Raw genomic sequence first — 16,974 nt, forward strand, 5'->3', positions numbered from 1 at the left:
CCGCGGTTAATCGGCTTGCCAAACTTGCTGGTGTTGTCCCGGGCCGCCCACTCGGCGGCGGCAAACAGGTTGTTCAGGGCGCTTTCGCGGCTGATGGTCAGGGCCGAATAGTCCTTCCACTTGTCGGGGTAACCAATTTTCACGGCGAAGGCGTTGAGCTTCTTCAGCGCCTCGGCTTTGGTGGCCGCGCTCATCCACTCGGTGGCCTGGATGCGCTCGGCGTAGGCCACGCGCAGGTTTTCCACCATCTCCTTAGCCCGGGCCTTGGCGGCGGGCGAGAAGGCTTCGTCCACGTACAACTGGCCAAACGCCTCACCCAGGGCGCCGTCGGTGGCGCGCAGGGCGCGCTTCCAGCGGGGCTGCTGCTGCTTGGCCCCGGTCAGCACCTGGGTATATTTGAAGCTCTCGTCGCCAAATGCCTTGGGCAGGGCCGGGGTCACGGCCGACACCAGATGCCAGCGCAGGTACTGCTTCTGGTCGGCCAGGGGCTCCTCCTTGAACATGGCGCTTACTTCTTTCAGAAACTCGGGCTGGCCCACGATGACCTCCTTGGTCGCGCTCAGGCCGCTGCCCTGGAGCAGCAGCGGGATGTTTAGGTTGGGGTAGTCGGCCGCGGCTTGCTCCACGGTCATCTTGTTGTAGTTGGTAAGCCGGTCGCGCAGGGCCACGCGGGTGCGGCTGATTTTGGCCAGCCGCGTTTCGAGGCGCGTGACGGCCGCGGCGTTTTTCTCGGCCGTGGCCGGGTCGTCGCCCAGCAGCTTCAGCAGGTTCACCTGGTAGGTCTGGTAGGCCGCGCGGATGGTCCGGGAGCGGGCGTCGTCTTTGAGGTAGTAGTCGCGGTCGGGCAAGGTCAGGCCGCCCTGGCTCATGCGCACGGCGTATTGGGTGCTGTTCTTGCTGTCCTGGGCCACGCCGAACCCGTACCAGCCGGTGCCAAACGACTTGGGGTCGGCCAGGTACTTCTGCAGGCCGGCCAGGTCCTGGATGGCGTTGATTTGGGTGAGGCGGGGCTGCAGGTACTTCAGCCCGGCTTGCTCGATGGCCACGCTGTCCATGGCGGCGGCGTAGAAGTCCCCCACTTTCTGGGCGTTGGTGCCGGGCTTGGCGGTGCGGTCGGCGGCCGACTTCTCCAGGATGCGGCGCGCCACGGCCTGGTTGCGGTCGGCCAGCTCGTTGAAGGCGCCCCAGCGGGTTTCGGCGGCCGGAATGGGGTTGTTCTTCAGCCAGGAGCCCGAGGCGAACTGAAAGAAATCATCGCAGGGCGCCACCGACCGGTCCAAGTTGGCGAGCGAAATGCCGGTGCCGGTTTGGCCGGCCGGGCTCGCCGCCGCCGCGGGCATCGTGGTTTTCTGCTTGCCGCCGCTGGTCGACTTGGTCTTAACCTTGGTTTGGGCCTGGGCCGCACCGGCGACCAAGCCCAGCAGCGCCGCCGACAAGGCCGCACGGCGCATAAAGGAGAATTGCTTCATATGGATGAGAAAAAGAGCGAAGTATTGTGAAGTGCAAGATACAACTGCGGTTTAGTGTTGAAAACAGCACAAAAAGAGCAGGAAAGAGCAAAGGACGGGCAGTTGATTGCGCTCCCAGTTCCTTTTAAGAAAGACGCCTAAAAAAGAACGTCCTGCTCACCTGGCGTCCGCGCCGCCGAAGCATTTCGCCCGCCTCGTTCGCCTAGCAACCTCACCCTCGGCCCCTCTCCCAAAGAGAGGGGAGCCTGACGCCAGCGCATGTCCGGTGCCCCCTCTCCACGGGAGAGGGGGTCAGGGGGTGAGGTTCACGGGCGAACGAAGCGGGCGAGATGCCTCGGCTGCCCTCGGCATGACGTTCCTTTTGGATGTCAAACGACCAACCGGCTTACCAGATTTTGGAGCGCTCGGCTTGGGCGCGCATCATCTTGTTGCCGTCCTGGCAGTTGAAGGCCTTGTAGAACTCGGGCATGTTCATCAGCGGGCCGTTGGTGCGGAACTGGGCCGGCGAGTGCGGGTCGGTTTGCACCTGCTGACGCAGGTATTCGGGCCGGGCGTTGGTGCGCCAGATTTGCGCGTAGGCCAGGAAGAAGCGCTGCTCGGGCGTGTAGCCGTCGATGGTTTTGGCAGCCTTGGCCTGCGGCGTTTTCATGAAAGCCTGGTAAGCAATGGTGAGGCCGCCGAGGTCGGCCAGGTTCTCGCCCATGGTCAGCTTGCCGTTCACGTGCACCGAGTCGAGGGGCATGAAGGCGTCGTACTGCTTGCCCACCACGGCCGCCTTGGCGTTGAACTTGTCAGCGTCCTCCTTGGTCCACCAGTCGCGCAGGTTGCCCTTGGCGTCGTACTGCCGGCCCTGGTCGTCGAAGCCGTGGGTCAGCTCGTGGCCAATCACGGCGCCGATGCCGCCGTAGTTCACCGCGTCATCCGCCTTCGGGTCGTAGAAAGGCGGCTGCAGGATGCCCGCCGGAAACACGATTTCGTTCATCGGCGGGTTGTAGTAGGCGTTCACCGTGGGCGGGGTCATGCCCCACTCGTTGCGGTCAATGGGCTTGCCGAAGTGGCTGAGCTGGTCCTGATTGGCCCACTCGCGCGCCGCCAGCAGGTTGTTGAGGTGCGACTCGCGGCCGATGTTCAACGCCGAGTAGTCCTTCCACTTGTCGGGGTAGCCGATTTTTACCGTGAAGGCGTCGAGCTTCTTCAGGGCTTCGGCCTTGGTGGCCGCGCTCATCCAGTCCGTGGATTTGATGCGCTCGCCGTAGGCCACGCGCAGGTTCTCAATCATTTCTTTGGCGCGGGCCTTGGCCGCGGGCGAGAAGGCCTTGTCCACGTACAGCTGGCCAAACGCCTCGCCCAGGGCGCCGTCGGTGGCACGCAACGAGCGTTTCCAGCGGGGCTGTTGCTGCTTGGCCCCGGTCAGTACCTGCGTGAGCTTGAAGCTCTCGTCGCCAAACGCCTTGGGCAGCGCGGGCGTCAGGCTGCTCACCAGGTGGAAGCGCAGGTACTGCTTCTGGTCGGCCAAAGGCTCTTCCTTCAGCATGGCGCTCACTTCTTTGAAGAAGTCGGGCTGGCCCACGATGACCTCCTTGGCCGTACCCAGGCCGTTTTCTTTCAGCGTGAGCGGCAGGTTCAGGTGGGGGTAGGCGGCGCTGGCCTGGGCCACGGTCATCTTGTTGTAGTTGGCGTAGGGGTCGCGCAGGTCCACGCGGCTCTTGCTGGCCTTGGCCAGGCGTGTTTCGAGGCGCACGACGGCCGCCGCATTGGCTTTGGCCGTGGCCGCGGCGTCGCCCAGCAACTGGAAGGTGTTGACCAAAGACGCGTCGTAGGCCGCGCGGATGGCTTTGGAGCGGGCGTCGTCCTTGAGGTAGTAGTCGCGGTCGGGCAGGGTGAGGCCGCCCTGGCCCATGCCCACGGCGTACTGGGTGCTGATTTTTTCGTCCTGGCCCACGTACAGGCCGTACCACACGCTGCCGGCGTGCGCCTTGGGGTCGGCCAGGAAACGCTGCATCTCGGCCAGGTCCTTGAGGGCCGCGATGCGCGCCAGGTGGGGCTGCAGGTACTTGAGGCCCGCGGCCTCGATGGCGGCCGAGTCCATGGCCATGGCGTAGAAGTCGCCCACTTTCTGCGCGTTCGAGCCCTTGGCGGCTTTGGCGGAGTTCTTGGCGGCGTCGTTCAGGATGGCGCGCAGGGTGGCGTTGTTCTGGTCGGCCAGCTCGTTGAACGAGCCCCAGCGCGACTCCGCGGCCGGAATGGGGTTGTTCTTGAGCCAGTTGCCCGAAGCAAAGTGGAAGAAGTCTTCGCAGGGCTTCACCGCCGGGTCGATGTTGGCGACGTTGATGCCCACGCCTTTGGGAGCCGCGGCTGGCTTGGTGGCTTGTCCCCAGGCCGCGGTGGCGGCCAGGCTGCCGAAACCGAGCATAGCCAAGCTCAATTTTCGGGCATTAGATAGTGAAAGCATGAAGTGAAATTGGAATGGGAAATGATGCCGTGAAGTTACGGACATGCGAGCTTCATGGCCGCTGAACCAAAGAGTGATGGGGTAATGAGGTGATGAAGCGGCGACCGGTTGTTGTTCTGAAGAACGTGGTAACCCCATCACCTCATCACCTCCCCCCTCCCGAACCGTAACTTGCGCCCATGCCGCTCTACAACCGCCGCCCCGAGCTTCCGCTCGCCCCGCCGCCCGCCCCGCTGGGCCTGACCGAGCTGCTCGGCCGGGTGCGCCAGGCCCTGCAGCAGCAACTGGCCGACGCGTACTGGGTGGTGGCCGAAGTATCCGACCTCACGCTGCCCCGCTTTGCCGGCGCGCACTGCTACCTCACCCTCACCGAGCAAACCACCGACGCCCGCGGCACCGTGAAGGCGCAGGCCCGCGCCACGCTCTGGAGCCAGCGCTACCAGCAGCTGGCGCCGGCCTTTGAGCGGGCCACCGGCCAGCCCTTGCGCCCCGGCCTGAAACTGCTGCTGCGGGTGCAGGTGCGCTTCCACGAGCAGTACGGCCTGAGCCTCGACGTGGTGGCCCTCGACCCGAGCTACACCGTGGGCGAGCTGGCCCTGCTGCGCCTCCAAACGCTGCGGCAGCTGGAGGAAAAAGGCCTGCTCGACCGCCAGAAGGAACTCCTGCTGCCGCTGGCCCCACAGCGGCTGGCCGTTATTTCGTCGCCCACGGCGGCGGGCTTTCAGGACTTCGTGCAGCAGCTACAGGAGGCGCCGTATGATTTTGCCCTCACCCTGTTTCCGGCCGCCATGCAGGGCGACGAGGCGCCGGCCAGCATCCGGGCGGCGCTGGCGGCCGTGCGGGCCCGGCGCGGGCAGTTCGACGCCGTGGTCATCATTCGGGGCGGGGGCAGCCGCGCCGACTTGGTGGCCTTTGACGAATACGGCCTGGCGGCGACCGTGGGCGCCTTCCCGCTGCCCGTGCTCACGGGCATTGGCCACGAGCGCGACGAAGCCGTGGTGGACCTCACCGCCCACCGCGCCCTGAAAACGCCCACCGCCGTGGCCGCCTTCCTGGTCGAGCGCCTGGCCCGGCTCGAAGCTGCGCTGCTCGGCTACGGCGAGCAAGTGGCCGCCCTGGCGCGTCGGCAGCTCGGCCAGCGCCGCGCCCGTCTCGACCAGCTCAGCGGCCGCGCCCGTTACGCCGCCCACCGCCAACTCGACGCCGCCCGCGAAGCCCTGCGGGCGCGCACCCGCCAGGCGGCCCAGGGCCCGCGCGAGCAACTGCGGCAACTGGCCCTGGGCCTGGCCCGCACCCAGCACCAACTACCGCGCGCCGCGCGCCGCGCTCTGGCCCGCGAACAGCGGGGCCTGCGCCGGCGCGGCCGGGCGCTGATGGTCCGCTTCAACCGCCACCACCGGCGGCGGCGCGAGGACGTGCTGCGCCACCGCTTCCGGCTGCAACTGGCCCTGGAGCGGCACCTGCACCGGGCCGAGCTGCGCCTTTGTCAGTTAACAGTTAACAGTGAGCAGTTAGCAGTCGGCAAGGCGCGCATCAAGCCATCCGCTGGCCATTCCTGAACATCATCTGTTCACTACTGTACTAACTGTTAACTGTTCACCAAAAAATGACCTACCGCGAAGCCATCGAGGAGCTGGAAACCATCCTGCGCGCCCTCGAAACCGATGCCGTGGACGTGGACGACCTCACCATCCGAGTCGAACGCTCAGCCGAGCTGATTAAGCTCTGCCGCCACAAGCTGCGCCACGCCGAAGCCTCCCTCGACCGGGTGTTCGACACGCTGGATGACGAGGACGACGAGGACGACAGGGACGGGGCTGACGGAGATGAAAGTGAAGAGGCTGAAGCAGAGGACGAGGACGAGGAGAATGACGACCTGCCCGGTGGGCCGGGCCGGAGCTGGTAAAACTTTTAAGCCGAACCTTACCTTTTCAATTGAAGTCCTATATTTGGGTCATTCATCCAATTCAACCCTTTTTTTTTGCAAGTTCTAACTTAACTTTTTATGGCATTCAACGGCACCGAAGGCAAACCCATCGAGCAGAAACTGGCAGCGAAGTGGACGAACAACCACCGGAAAGTAGACCCCAAAGGGGGCCAGGCGTGTTTTTTTGGTCGGGATAATTTGTTAGCTATTCTCAAGCAGAAGGATTGCCAAGGCATCCGCTTCTACTACGGCCTCCACGACGGCGAGCCGCTGCTGCTGGCCGTGGGAGCCGATACGGAAGAAAACGACCAGCTCGGCGAAAGCTTCCTGGTGGTTAACGATTCGGTAAAGTGCCCGCCGTGCTCGGGCCAAGCCAACATGTTGAATAGCTGAGCCCGCAACCGCCGCCCCGGCCCAACGATGCCCAACGAAACGGTGCTTCACCTCCTGCAGTGGCTATTGACTGCCATGCAATTGAGCATTTTGGTGCCCATGCTGGTGGTGTGGCGGCGATGGCGTCATTTTTCACCGCCCGTAAAGCTGCTCAGCTGGTACGTGTACTTGTCGGCGGCAGCGGCCATCGGGGCCCGGCTGCTGTACCCGCATTATTTCGCCACCAACTACGGCTTTCTCGTCGGCTTCAACTTGGGCAAGGTGGCTTTGTTTGGGGCGGTCTACCACCAGGTGCTGGCCCCGGGCCCGGGGCGCCGGGTGGTGGCCGTGGCCACCGTGGCTACCCTGGCCGGCGGAGTCATCGCCGCCGCCCACGACTTCGAGCTGGCCGTGACCATAAGCCGGGTAGCTCAGTGCGCCGTGCTCGCCGGGTTCGCGTTGGCTTACTTGAACGAGTTGCTAAACCACGCCAGCGCGCGGCCCGTGGCCCAAGACCCGCTCTGGCTGCTAAGCGTGGGGCAACTGCTCTATTCGGCCGGGGTCATTACCGCCTTTAGCCTTGACTATTTGTCGGCAACGGAAATTGATAATTACGTTAAGTTTTCATTTGCTTCCATTTCGGGCCTGGTGTTCAATTACTTCCTGACCCTGGCCTTCTTACGGGCCGACCCCACCAGCGACCCCGCACCGGAAACAAAGGGCCAACCCGTAGACCAACTGGCGGGTTTGTAGAGTAGCTTTCAACCGTGCTTGTTCCTTTCGTTTTGTTCGCCTAGCTTTTAAGCACTCCGCCCGTGTTCCGCTCTTTCCTGCCGTTGCTGACCCGACCCAGCGGACGGCTTCGACCGGAAACGAGTCAGCGCTCGCGGCGGCTGCTCGCAACTTCGGCCGTGGCCCTTGCGGTATATGGCCTGTACGCTTACTGCCTGCTGTTTCGGCCTGACTGGTCCGAACGCACATTTTTTCTTCATTTGCGCCACCTGTCTGCGGGCGGCCTCCTCGTGACTGACCTTCTACCGCTGTTGTTCATCACCCCCACGTTGCTCCTGCTGGTGCTGGGGCTGGTGTGGTTTGTGGTGCGCTACCAGCGCGTGCAGCTGCGGCAGCAGCAGGAAGTGGCGCAGTTGCAGGAAGCCGCCCAGCAGCAGGCCCTGGCCGCCGCCCTCGTGGCCCAGGAAGACGAGCGCCAGCGCATTGCCGGCGAGCTGCACGACGGCGTCGGCACCATCCTGGCGCTGGCCAAGCTGCACCTCTACGCCCCCGGCCACCCGCCCGCGCCCGAGGCCAGCGCCCTGATTGACCAAGCCGTGGCCGAGGTGCGGCGCATTTCGCGCAACCTGCAGCCCGCCACGCTTCAGCAGCTGGGCCTGGCGCAGGCCCTGCGGGCCCTGGTGCAGGCCGTGCCCGCCGACCACGGCCCCGAGGTGCGCCTGGAGCAGGAAGGGCCCATGGGCCGGCTCATCCCCCCGCACGAGCTGATGGTGTACCGCATTGCCCAGGAACTGCTCACCAACGGGCTGCTGCACGCCGAAGCCCCGCACATTGTGCTGCGGGTGGCCGCCGTGCCCGGCTTGCTCACCCTCACCTACTCCGACGACGGCCAGGGTTTCGACTTGGCCGGGCTGGAAGAATTGCCGCCCCCCGGCCCCCACGGCCAGCCCGTGGGCATGGGCCTCATCAACCTGCGCAGCCGCGTGGCCGTGCTGGGCGGCCAGCTGCATTACCATTCCGAACCCGGCGTCGGCACCCGCGTCGAGGCCGTGTTGCCCGTCACGCTGCTGCCCGCTGGCACCCCCACCCCCACTTTTACGCTCAATTCATGAATTCCCCCCCCGCCCCTGCCGCCGTGCCCGTGCGCCTGGCCATCGTCGACGACCACATTCTGTTCCGCAAGGGGCTGCGGGCCCTGCTCAGCGGCTACGCGGGCATCGAAGTGGTGTGCGAAGCCGGCAACGGCCAGGAGTTGCTGGAGCTGTTGGACCAGGGCAGCAGCCCCAACGTGGTGCTGATGGACATGCAAATGCCCATTCTCGACGGCCTGCAAACCACCCGCCTGCTGCGCACCCAGTTTCCGGGCGTGCGCGTGGTCATCATCTCCATGCACGACGACCCTTCGCTGGTGAGCACCGTGCTGGCTGAAGGCGCGCACAGCTACCTGGTTAAAAACACGTCGCCCGAAGAAATGCGCAGCGCCGTGCTGGCCGCCGCCGCCGCGGGTAATATCAATGAGCAGTGAGCAGTGAGCAGTTAACAATGAATAGAAATTGCTCACTGTTAACTGTTCACTGCCTACAGTGTGACCGAGAGGCCCAGCGTGAACGTGCGGCCGCGGTTGAAAAAAGCCTGCAACTGGCCGAGGTCGGCGGCGTTGGAATTCGAGCGGTTCGAGACGTCGGTGAAGAAGTACTGGTCCAGCACGTTCAGGATGGAGCCCCGGAAGCCGAGGCGCACGCTTTCCTTGAACAGCGGCTTGAGTTCGTAGCCCAGGTGCAGGTCGAGGTTGCGGGAGGTGGGCAGGCGGTAGGAGTCGGTGCTGATGGCCGGGTCCCGAATGGTTTCGGGGTTGAAATCGGCGTAGTACTTGGTGAACAGCAGGAACGAGGGCCGGATGTAGGCCCCGCGGAACGGCTCGTAGCGCAGCCCCATCTGAAACTGGTTTTGCGCGGCATCGCCCACGTGCACCCCATTGAGGAACACCGGCTGGTCCTCCACGCCGGGGTTCACGAGCGTTCCGTCTTCCCGGGTTTCGTTGAGCAGCCCCCGCCCCGTCCAGCGCCAGTCGCCCAGCGAGATGGCCGCGTTCAGCTGCAGGCGGCGGCTGATTTCCTGGGCCACGCTCAGCTCCACGCCCGCGTGCCGGGCGCTCACGTTGCGGACGTTGCTGTAGACAGCTTCGCCGGTGGTGGTCGAAAAGGAAGTAGTGGTTTTGTTGCTCCACAGCGTGTAGTAAGCGTTCAGCGTCACCTTCAGGCTGGGGTAGCTGATGCCGTAGCCGATTTCGGCACTTGAAATGCCTTCGGGTTTCACGTTGTCGTACTTGCGGCCGGCGTTGTTGTAGAGCAGGTTAAAAAACGGCACCTTGCTGTTGTAGCCCACGTTGGCGAAAATATTGTCGTGCTCGGTGAGGTTGTAGTTGGCGCCGGCCTTCACGCTGTAGCCCGTGAAGCGGGTCTGGCCGGTAGTCACCGGGCGGCCATCGGGCTGCTGCGGCTGGAAATAGTCGATGCGTTGGTACGCAACCCGCGACAGCGTGCCGCTGACGACGGCCGAGAGCAGCGGCGTCTTGTACTCCAGCTGCGAGTAGCCGCCCAGCCACTGGGTTTTGCCGTCGTAGTTGTAGCCCAGCTTGTCGCCCACTTGCAGTTGGGCGGCGGGGTCGGCGTTCTGGTTGCGGCCGCCGGTGGGCGCCACGGCGTAGTCGGCCCCCAGCAGGTCGCGGATTTCGCGGTAGTGCAGGCCGGTGTATTTGCGGCCATCCACGCCGGCCGACAGCGTGAGCTGGTCGTTGAGCAGGTAGTCGCCGCCCACCACGAACCCGTACCAGCGGTGGCTGTTCACGCTGTTGATGAGGACGGCCGTGGCCTTGCGGGTGGGATTGGGGTTGGGATTAGTGGCGGTGGGCAGGCCAATGTTGTCGTCGTAGATTTTTTGGAAATCGGTCTGGCCATCCCGCAAGGGCAGAGTGGTGGAGTTGCCGCTGGTCAGGCCGCTGGAGCCGCCGCCCGTGCCGTAGGAAGCGTACAGCACCGTGGACACGAACAGTTTGTCGGTGGCCTGCCACAGATCGTTGAAATTGACCTGGGGCTTGTGGTAGAAGTTGGTGCGCTCATTAAGCGCCTTCGCGCCCGCGCTGACTTTGTTCCCGTTGCCGTCGAACGAGTAGCGGTCCAGCAGGCCCCAATAGGGGTTGTATTTGAAGCCGCGGTTGCCGTCGGCCAAGGGCTTAACGCCAATTTCGCGGGCTTTTTCATCCGAATAAATCCCCACGAAATTGGCGAAGGAACGCTGCCCGTGGCGCTGGGGCGAGCCCAGGCCCGTGAGCGACAAGCTGTGCCGGCCGGCCCGCTTGCTCACGGTGCCGAAGTAGGTGTAGGCGTCGTCGAAGGCCTTGTCAACCCAGCCGTCGGAGGTGCGGCGCGAGCCGTACACCGTGAACGCCCAGTCGCCTTTCAACTGCCCCGAGCTGAGCATGAGCGAATACTTCTGGTAGTTGTTCGAGCCGGTTTCAACGCGGGCCAGCACCGACCGCTTGTCGTCGAAGCCCTTGGTGAGCACGTTGATGGTGCCGCCCACCGAGGGCACGGCAATCTTAGACGCCGACAGGCCCCGCTGCACCTGCAAGGACTTGGTCACGTCGCCCAGGTCCCAGTTGCTCCAGAACACGTTGCCGTTCTCCATGTCGTTCACGGGCACGCCGTTGATGAGCACGGCCACGTTGCGCTGGTCGAAGCCGCGCACGTTGATGCGCGAGTCGCCGGTGCCGCCGCCGGCCTGGGTGGCGTACACGCCGGGCGTCTCGTTGAGAATCATCGGCAGGTCGCGGTTCGAGAGCGTTTCGCGCAGCTTCACCTCGTTCACGGCCGAGAAGGCCACCGGCGTTTCGCGCTCCTGGGCCTGGGCGGCCACCACCTGCACCTCGCCCAGGCTGGCGTTGTCGGAGCCGAGGCCGAACGAGGCCACCACGCTTTGGGTGGTGATTTTCACGGTCTGCGTTTGGGACTTGTAGCCCACGAAGCTGGCCTGCACCGCGTAGGTGCCAGCCGCCAGGTTGCTGATTTTGTAGCTGCCGTCGGCATCGGCGCCCACGCCGGTGTTCTGGCCGCCGCTCACCTGCACGGTGGCCCCGGGCAGGGTCTCGCCCGTCACTTTGTCGAGCACGCGCCCACGGATGGAAAAGGTACTTTGGGCCAGGGCCGGCACCGCCAGCAGCACCGTCAAAAGAGCAGTAAAGAAATGCGTCATACCCAACGTAAAGAGCACCCGGCACGCTCCGGGCCCAGCAAAGGTACAGCATTGGCCCGGCTGGTAGTCAGGCCCTGCGGGCAAATACCGAATCAAAATAATGCACGCCGTGGCGGCAATGCCGGCACGCCGGGTTTAGGCGCGGCGCCCGGCTTTCGCTTGCCCCGCAGCGGGGATGCGCGGCTTTTTTTGAGGGGCGGAAGTCAGTAGCTTTGCCCGACGGCTCATCACCCGTGCGCTGCTTTTTGACTGGCGCGGCGCCCCACCGACCACGCGGTGGTGCTGTGCGTGCGCCAGCTGCGCGCCAGCGAGCAGCTCAGTGCTTAACCGAGCTGGCCAGCGCCGACCTGGCTGCGGACGTGTACATTCATTTGCCTCACGCCAGCTCCACGGCGGGGTCCCAGAACAGCTTCCCGAACTCCACTACCCGGTCTTCGTGCACGCGCACGCCTTCGGCTTCCAGGGCCTCCTGCATGGCGAAGGGCGTGGCAAAGTGCAGGCGGCCGGTGAGGTGGCCCAGCCGGTTGATGACGCGGTGGGCGGGCACATACTGCCCGGCGGTGTGGGCGGCCATCATGGCGTAGCCCACGGTGCGGGCGCCGTGGCGGGCACCCAGGTAGTGCGCAATGGCGCCGTAGGTGCTCACCCGGCCGCGGGGGATGAGGCGCACCACTTCGTGCACGTCCTGGAAAAAATTGCGCGGCGCGGGCGGTTTTGGGGCGGCTGGCTTCATCGGGGCGAAGGTAGGCCCGGTCTACTCGATGGCGCCCTACGTCTAGTTTCGGGGCTTGGGAAGCAACCTTTGGCGGCAAAACCGCACTATAGTAGCTCTATTTGTAGAATTATTCCATTCTCACCGCTTGTCTCACCGCTTGGGCGACGGGCCATGCCCCAAACCTCCGCCGCCCCTCGTGCGTTCATGCCAGCCATGCCAGTTGAAAACCCGCCCGTTGCCCCTCCCCAAACCTGGGACACCACCAGCACCCCCGCGCCTACCGCCGCTACGCCCCCACCTGCGGACCCCGCGCCCGGAACGCCGCCTTCCAAAGGCCGCGCCTGGCTGGGCTGGCTGCTGGCGGCGCTGGTCGTGGCCGGGCTGGTGTTCGTGAAGATGAAATACTTCCCCAGCAACGCGGCGGGCGACAAAAAAGGCGGTGCTGCGGGTGGCAAAGGCGGCGGGCCCGGCGGCCCGGGCGGCGGCGGCAAGGGCGGTGGGCCGCGCCTGGCCGTGCAGGTGTACGTGGTGGCCGCCACCAACCTGGCCGACGAAGTGGCCGCCACCGGCTCGGTGCTGGCCGAAGAATCGGTCATCATCAAGAGCGAGCTGTCGGGCAAAATCACCAGCCTCAATATCAAGGAGGGCCAGTCGGTGCGCAAGGGCCAGCTCCTGTTCAGCATCAACGCCGACGAGGCGCAGGCCGGCATTCAGAAGCAGGAGTACAACATCAAGCTGTTTCGCGACCAGGAGCGCCGCCAGCGCACCCTGCTGGACAAGGAGTACATCAGCGTGCAGGAATACGAGCAGGCCAACAACCAGCTGCTCACCGCTCAGGCCGACTTGCGGGCCCTGCGCGCCACCCTGGACAAAGCCTACGTGCGGGCGCCCTTCGCCGGCGTGCTGGGCCTGAACACCACCACCGTCGGCACGTACGTGAGCCCCGGCACCGAAATCACCAGCCTGTCGCGCGTGCGGCCGGTGAAGATTGACTTCGCCGTGCCCGGCCGCTTCGCCACCAGCGTGCGGGCGGGCGACGTGGTGAGCGTGCTCGACGAGACGACCAACAAGAAGTACGCCGCCAAGGTCTACGCCGTGGACCCGCAAATTGACCCCGTGAGCCGCACCCAACCGGTGCGGGCCCGCTTCGCCAACACCAACAACGAGCTGCGCCCCGGCGCCTTCGTGCGCGTAAACCTGCAACTGGGCGAAACCGAAACCGCCCTGCAAGTGCCCACCGAATCGGTGATTCCCGAGGCCAGCGGCTACAGCGTCTACACGGTAAAAAACAATAAGATGGTGCCGAAGAAGGTAAAAATCGGCATTCGTTCCGATAAGGTCATCCAAATTACCGACGGCCTGGCCGTGGGCGACTCTGTGCTGCGCACGGGCATTCTGCAAGTGAAGCCGGGGGATGGTGTTTTAATTAGTAATTAGTAATTAGTAATTAGTAATTAGTAATTAGTAATTACTAATTGGGTGCCAATTTAATTATGAAAGAAGACAATGTCGTTCTACAAAAGTCGTATGCTTTTGCGGTACGCATTGTTCGATTAAGTCAGTTTTTAGTAAGAGAAAAGCAGGCGTTTCAATTGGCTGACCAGATTCAGCGGAGTGGTACTTCCATTGGCGCTAACATGGAAGAAGCAGTTGGGGGCCTTTCCCGCAAGGATTTTATCGCGAAATGCGGAATAGCGTACAAGGAGGCCCGCGAAACCCATTATTGGCTACGCTTGCTGCGCGACACTGATTACATCGACGTTCCACAAGCTACCTCACTTTTAACTGACTGCGAAGAAGTGTTGAAAATCATCACCGCCATTATCCGCACTTCGCGAGATAACTCAGACAATTCTTAATTACTAATTCCTAATTATTAATTAGCGAAGCATGAGCTTATCCTCCACCAGCATCAACCGCCCGGTCCTCGCCATTGTGATGAGCCTGGTCATCGTCATTTTTGGCATTATTGGGTTTCGGTACCTCAGCATTCGGGAGTACCCGAGCGTGGACCCGCCCATCATCACGGTGCAGGCCAGCTACACCGGGGCCTCGGCCGACGTGATGCAGGGCCAAGTGACCGAGCCGCTGGAAGAAGCCCTCAACGGCATTGCCGGCATCAAGAACCTGACCTCGAACAGCCGCGACGGCCGCACCCAAATTACGGTGGAGTTTGACCTCGACGCCGACCTGGAAACGGCGGCCAACGACGTGCGCGACAAGGTGAGCGGCGCCCAGGGCCGCCTGCCGCGCGACATCGACCCGCCGGTGGTGAGCAAGGCCAACGCCGACTCCCAACCCATCGTCATCACCTACCTCAACAGCAACAAGCGCACCCTGCTGGAGCTGACCGACTACGCCAACAACACGCTCAAGGAGCGGATTCAGACCATTCCCGGCGTGTCGGAGGTGCGGGTGTACGGCGAGCGCAAGTATTCCATGCGCCTGTGGCTGGACCCGGTGAAGCTCTCGGCCCTGCGGGTGAGCCCGGTGGACGTGCAGGCCGCCCTGACGCGCGAAAACGTGGAGCTGCCCAGCGGCGCGGTGTCCGGCGAAGCCACCCAGCTCACGCTGCGCACCATGGGCCGGCTCAGCTCGGTGAAGGACTTCAACGACCTGATTATCCGCAAGGACAACGTGTCGCTGATTCGGCTGTCCGACATTGGCTACGCCGAGCTGTACGCCGAAAACGACCAGACCATCTTCCGGGTGAACGGGACGCCGGGCGTGGCCCTGGCGGTGGTGCCGCAGCCGGGCTCGAACCAGATTGATATCGCCGACGCCTTTAATAAGCGGCTGGAGCAGTACGGCAAGGACCTGCCGCCCGACCTGAAATTGCAGCCGGCCATCGACAACTCTATTTTCATCCGCGACTCCATCCGCGAGGTGGAGCACACCATCGTCGAGGCCTTCGTGCTGGTGGTGGTCATCATCTTTTTGTTTTTGCGCGACTGGCGCTCCACGCTCATTCCGGTGGTGGCCATTCCGGTGTCGCTGGTAGGCATCTTCTTCGTGATGTACCTGCTCGATTTTTCCATCAACGTGCTCACGCTGCTGGCCATCGTGCTGGCCATTGGCCTGGTGGTGGACGACGCCATCGTGGTGCTGGAGAACATCTACTCGCGCATTGAGGACGGCGAGGACCCGAAGACGGCGGCCATCAAGGGCACCGAGGAAATCCTGGTGGCCGTGGTGAGCACCACGGTGGTGCTGGCGGCGGTGTTCCTGCCGGTGGTGTTCCTCACGGGCATCACGGGGCGGCTGTTTCGCGAGTTCGGCATCGTGGTGGCCGGCTCGGTGCTGATTTCGGCCTTCGTCTCGCTCACCCTCACGCCCATGATGTGCTCGAAGCTGCTCAAGCGGCAAGAAACCCACAACTGGTTTTACCGCAAGACGGAGCCCTTTTTTGAGCGGATGATTAGCGCCTACCAGAACAGCTTGAAGACCTTCCTGAACAACCGCTGGCTGGCGTGGGTGCTGATAGCCGTGACGGGCGGCGGCATCTGGTTTTTCATGCGGGCCATTCCGGCCGAACTGGCCCCGGTGGAGGACCGCAGCCGCGTGAACATCAGCGCCACGGGCCCGGAAGGCGCCTCGTTCGAGTTCATGGACGCCTACATGGCCCAGATTACCAAGATGGCCCTCGACTCGACCGGCGCGGGCCTGAGCAGCGTGTTCACCGTAACCTCGCCCGGCTTTGGCGGCGGCTCGAACTCGGGCATCGCCCGCGTGCTGCTCACCAACGCCGACGAGCGCACCCGCACCCAGGACGACGTGGCCAAAACCCTCACCAACGGCGTGAAGCGCCTCTCGGCCGCCCGCACCTCGGTGAGCCAGGACCAGAGCATTGGCTCGGGCGGCGGGGGCCTACCGGTGCAGTTCGTCATCCAAACCCAGGACTTTGAGAAGCTGCGCGCCGCCGTGCCCAAGTTCCTGGACCTGGCCCGGCAGGACCCCACCTTCCAGTTCGTGGACGTGAACCTGAAGTTCAACAAGCCCGAGCTGCGCGTGAACATCGACCGCGAGAAGGCCCAGAGCCTGGGCGTGAGCGTGCAGAGCATTTCGCAGACCCTGCAGTCGGGCCTGAGCGGGCAGCGCTACGGCTACTTCATCCGCAACGGCAAGCAGTACCAGATTATCGGCCAGGTGGCCCGCGAAGACCGCAACCAGCCGCTCGACGTGCGCCTGCTCTCGGTGAAAAACGACCAGGGCGAGCTGGTGCAGCTCGATAACGTCATTCGCCTCGAAGAAAGCAGCACCCCGCCCCAGCTCTACCGCTTCAACCGCTACAACGCGGCCACGTTCTCGGCCTCGCTGGCGCCGGGCAAAACCCTGGGCGACGGCATTGCCGCCATGCGCGCCATCGCCGAGAAGAACCTGGACGAAACCTTTACCACCGAGCTGTCGGGCGCCTCTCGCGACTTCGAGGAAAGCTCTTCGTCCCTGCTCTTCGCCTTCGGCCTGGCGCTGGTGCTGATTTACCTGGTGCTGGCCGCGCAGTTTGAGAGCTTCCGCGACCCGGTCATCATCATGGTCACGGTGCCGCTGGCCCTGAGCGGCGCCCTGCTCAGCCTGTGGTACTTCAACCAAACGCTGAATTTGTTCTCGCAAATTGGCATCATCATGCTCGTCGGTTTGGTGACGAAAAACGGCATCCTCATCGTGGAATTCGCCAACCAGCGGGTTGAGAAATTTAACGTGGACTACCTGACCGGCCTGATTGAGGGCGCCACGGCCCGCTTCCGCCCCATTCTGATGACCTCGCTGTGCGCCATTCTGGGCATCTTGCCCATTGCCATTGCCACCGGCGCGGGCGCCCTCAGCCGCCGGGCCATGGGCATCGGCGTGGTGGGCGGGCTGTTTTTTGCCACGGCCCTCACGCTGTACGTGGTGCCGGTGATGTACTCGTATTTTGCCACGGCCAAAAAGCACAAGCCGAAAGCGGCCGCCGAAGCCGTGCCGGCGTAACCGCGCAAAAACGGGGGTGGCCGGGGCGTTGCGCGATGCCCGAAAGAACCCCGGGCGGCGGTGCGGCCGGCCGTGCACCGCCCCAACC

Annotated in this window: 13 protein-coding genes; 9 read left to right on the top strand and 4 right to left on the bottom strand. The window is 64.0% G+C overall.

Features of this window, described 5'->3' with window-relative positions:
• Both RMO51_RS09810 and RMO51_RS09815 read right to left on the bottom strand, forming a co-directional pair.
• Window positions 1-1,469: M13 family metallopeptidase N-terminal domain-containing protein (locus tag RMO51_RS09810; RefSeq protein WP_310394229.1), on the bottom strand; the 1,469-nt coding region annotated here is incomplete at its 3' end.
• 385 nt (window positions 1,470-1,854) lie between these two features.
• Window positions 1,855-3,921 (bottom strand): M13 family metallopeptidase, encoded by a 2,067-nt coding sequence (locus RMO51_RS09815; RefSeq protein WP_310394230.1) that lies wholly within the window; start codon window positions 3,919-3,921, stop codon window positions 1,855-1,857.
• 179 nt (window positions 3,922-4,100) lie between these two features.
• Here RMO51_RS09815 and xseA point away from each other — a divergent pair, with 179 nt between their 5' ends.
• The 6 genes from xseA to RMO51_RS09845 all read left to right on the top strand — a co-directional run bounded on the left by xseA (window position 4,101) and on the right by RMO51_RS09845 (window position 8,477).
• Window positions 4,101-5,480, top strand: a complete 1,380-nt coding sequence (gene xseA, locus RMO51_RS09820; RefSeq protein WP_310394232.1) for an exodeoxyribonuclease VII large subunit — start codon at window positions 4,101-4,103, stop codon at window positions 5,478-5,480.
• A 47-nt stretch (window positions 5,481-5,527) separates the two neighbouring features.
• Complete coding sequence (xseB, locus tag RMO51_RS09825; protein ID WP_310394233.1) at window positions 5,528-5,827, top strand: exodeoxyribonuclease VII small subunit; 300 nt, start codon at window positions 5,528-5,530, stop codon at window positions 5,825-5,827.
• Between the two features lie 99 nt (window positions 5,828-5,926).
• Window positions 5,927-6,241, top strand: a complete 315-nt coding sequence (locus RMO51_RS09830; RefSeq protein WP_310394234.1) for a hypothetical protein — start codon at window positions 5,927-5,929, stop codon at window positions 6,239-6,241.
• A 75-nt stretch (window positions 6,242-6,316) separates the two neighbouring features.
• Complete coding sequence (locus RMO51_RS09835) at window positions 6,317-6,973, top strand: hypothetical protein (RefSeq protein WP_310394236.1); 657 nt, start codon at window positions 6,317-6,319, stop codon at window positions 6,971-6,973.
• Window positions 6,974-7,242: 269 nt separating this feature from the next.
• The gene (locus RMO51_RS09840) at window positions 7,243-8,064 is read left to right on the top strand and encodes a sensor histidine kinase (RefSeq protein ID WP_310394238.1); all 822 of its coding nucleotides are present in this window, start codon (window positions 7,243-7,245) and stop codon (window positions 8,062-8,064) included.
• The gene (locus tag RMO51_RS09845) at window positions 8,061-8,477 is read left to right on the top strand and encodes a response regulator transcription factor (protein WP_310394240.1); all 417 of its coding nucleotides are present in this window, start codon (window positions 8,061-8,063) and stop codon (window positions 8,475-8,477) included. Before RMO51_RS09840 ends, RMO51_RS09845 begins: the two co-directional genes overlap by 4 nt.
• A 53-nt stretch (window positions 8,478-8,530) precedes the next feature.
• On the opposite strand, the gene RMO51_RS09850 is transcribed toward RMO51_RS09845, so the two are convergent.
• Together RMO51_RS09850 and RMO51_RS09855 are read right to left on the bottom strand one after the other, a co-directional pair.
• Window positions 8,531-11,203, bottom strand: coding sequence for a TonB-dependent receptor (locus tag RMO51_RS09850; RefSeq protein ID WP_310394242.1), 2,673 nt, complete (start codon window positions 11,201-11,203; stop codon window positions 8,531-8,533).
• Between the two features lie 376 nt (window positions 11,204-11,579).
• Complete coding sequence (locus RMO51_RS09855) at window positions 11,580-11,936, bottom strand: MGMT family protein (RefSeq protein WP_310394245.1); 357 nt, start codon at window positions 11,934-11,936, stop codon at window positions 11,580-11,582.
• A 195-nt stretch (window positions 11,937-12,131) separates the two neighbouring features.
• Here RMO51_RS09855 and RMO51_RS09860 point away from each other — a divergent pair, with 195 nt between their 5' ends.
• Genes RMO51_RS09860 through RMO51_RS09870 form a run of 3 tightly spaced genes read left to right on the top strand, consistent with a single transcriptional unit; the run spans window position 12,132 to window position 16,886 of the window.
• Window positions 12,132-13,355, top strand: coding sequence for an efflux RND transporter periplasmic adaptor subunit (locus RMO51_RS09860; RefSeq protein WP_310394246.1), 1,224 nt, complete (start codon window positions 12,132-12,134; stop codon window positions 13,353-13,355).
• A 56-nt stretch (window positions 13,356-13,411) separates the two neighbouring features.
• Window positions 13,412-13,777, top strand: coding sequence for a four helix bundle protein (locus tag RMO51_RS09865; protein ID WP_310394248.1), 366 nt, complete (start codon window positions 13,412-13,414; stop codon window positions 13,775-13,777).
• Window positions 13,778-13,808: 31 nt separating this feature from the next.
• Window positions 13,809-16,886 (top strand): efflux RND transporter permease subunit, encoded by a 3,078-nt coding sequence (locus tag RMO51_RS09870; RefSeq protein WP_310394249.1) that lies wholly within the window; start codon window positions 13,809-13,811, stop codon window positions 16,884-16,886.
• Window positions 16,887-16,974: the final 88 nt, after the last annotated feature.

This window comes from Hymenobacter sp. (assembly GCF_031398885.1).
Lineage (GTDB): Bacteria > Bacteroidota > Bacteroidia > Cytophagales > Hymenobacteraceae > Hymenobacter.

What these genes read in the sequence shown, in the direction of transcription:
- RMO51_RS09860 (WP_310394246.1), top strand. Translation starts at nt 12,132, where the DNA reads ATGCCAGTTGAAAACCCGCCCGTTGCCCCTCCCCAAACCTGGGACACC.
- RMO51_RS09835 (WP_310394236.1), top strand. Translation starts at nt 6,317, where the DNA reads ATGCAATTGAGCATTTTGGTGCCCATGCTGGTGGTGTGGCGGCGATGG.
- xseB (WP_310394233.1), top strand. Translation starts at nt 5,528, where the DNA reads ATGACCTACCGCGAAGCCATCGAGGAGCTGGAAACCATCCTGCGCGCC.
- xseA (WP_310394232.1), top strand. Translation starts at nt 4,101, where the DNA reads ATGCCGCTCTACAACCGCCGCCCCGAGCTTCCGCTCGCCCCGCCGCCC.
- RMO51_RS09850 (WP_310394242.1), bottom strand. Translation starts at nt 11,203, where the DNA reads ATGACGCATTTCTTTACTGCTCTTTTGACGGTGCTGCTGGCGGTGCCG.
- RMO51_RS09830 (WP_310394234.1), top strand. Translation starts at nt 5,927, where the DNA reads ATGGCATTCAACGGCACCGAAGGCAAACCCATCGAGCAGAAACTGGCA.
- RMO51_RS09870 (WP_310394249.1), top strand. Translation starts at nt 13,809, where the DNA reads ATGAGCTTATCCTCCACCAGCATCAACCGCCCGGTCCTCGCCATTGTG.
- RMO51_RS09865 (WP_310394248.1), top strand. Translation starts at nt 13,412, where the DNA reads ATGAAAGAAGACAATGTCGTTCTACAAAAGTCGTATGCTTTTGCGGTA.
- RMO51_RS09855 (WP_310394245.1), bottom strand. Translation starts at nt 11,936, where the DNA reads ATGAAGCCAGCCGCCCCAAAACCGCCCGCGCCGCGCAATTTTTTCCAG.
- RMO51_RS09815 (WP_310394230.1), bottom strand. Translation starts at nt 3,921, where the DNA reads ATGCTTTCACTATCTAATGCCCGAAAATTGAGCTTGGCTATGCTCGGT.
- RMO51_RS09845 (WP_310394240.1), top strand. Translation starts at nt 8,061, where the DNA reads ATGAATTCCCCCCCCGCCCCTGCCGCCGTGCCCGTGCGCCTGGCCATC.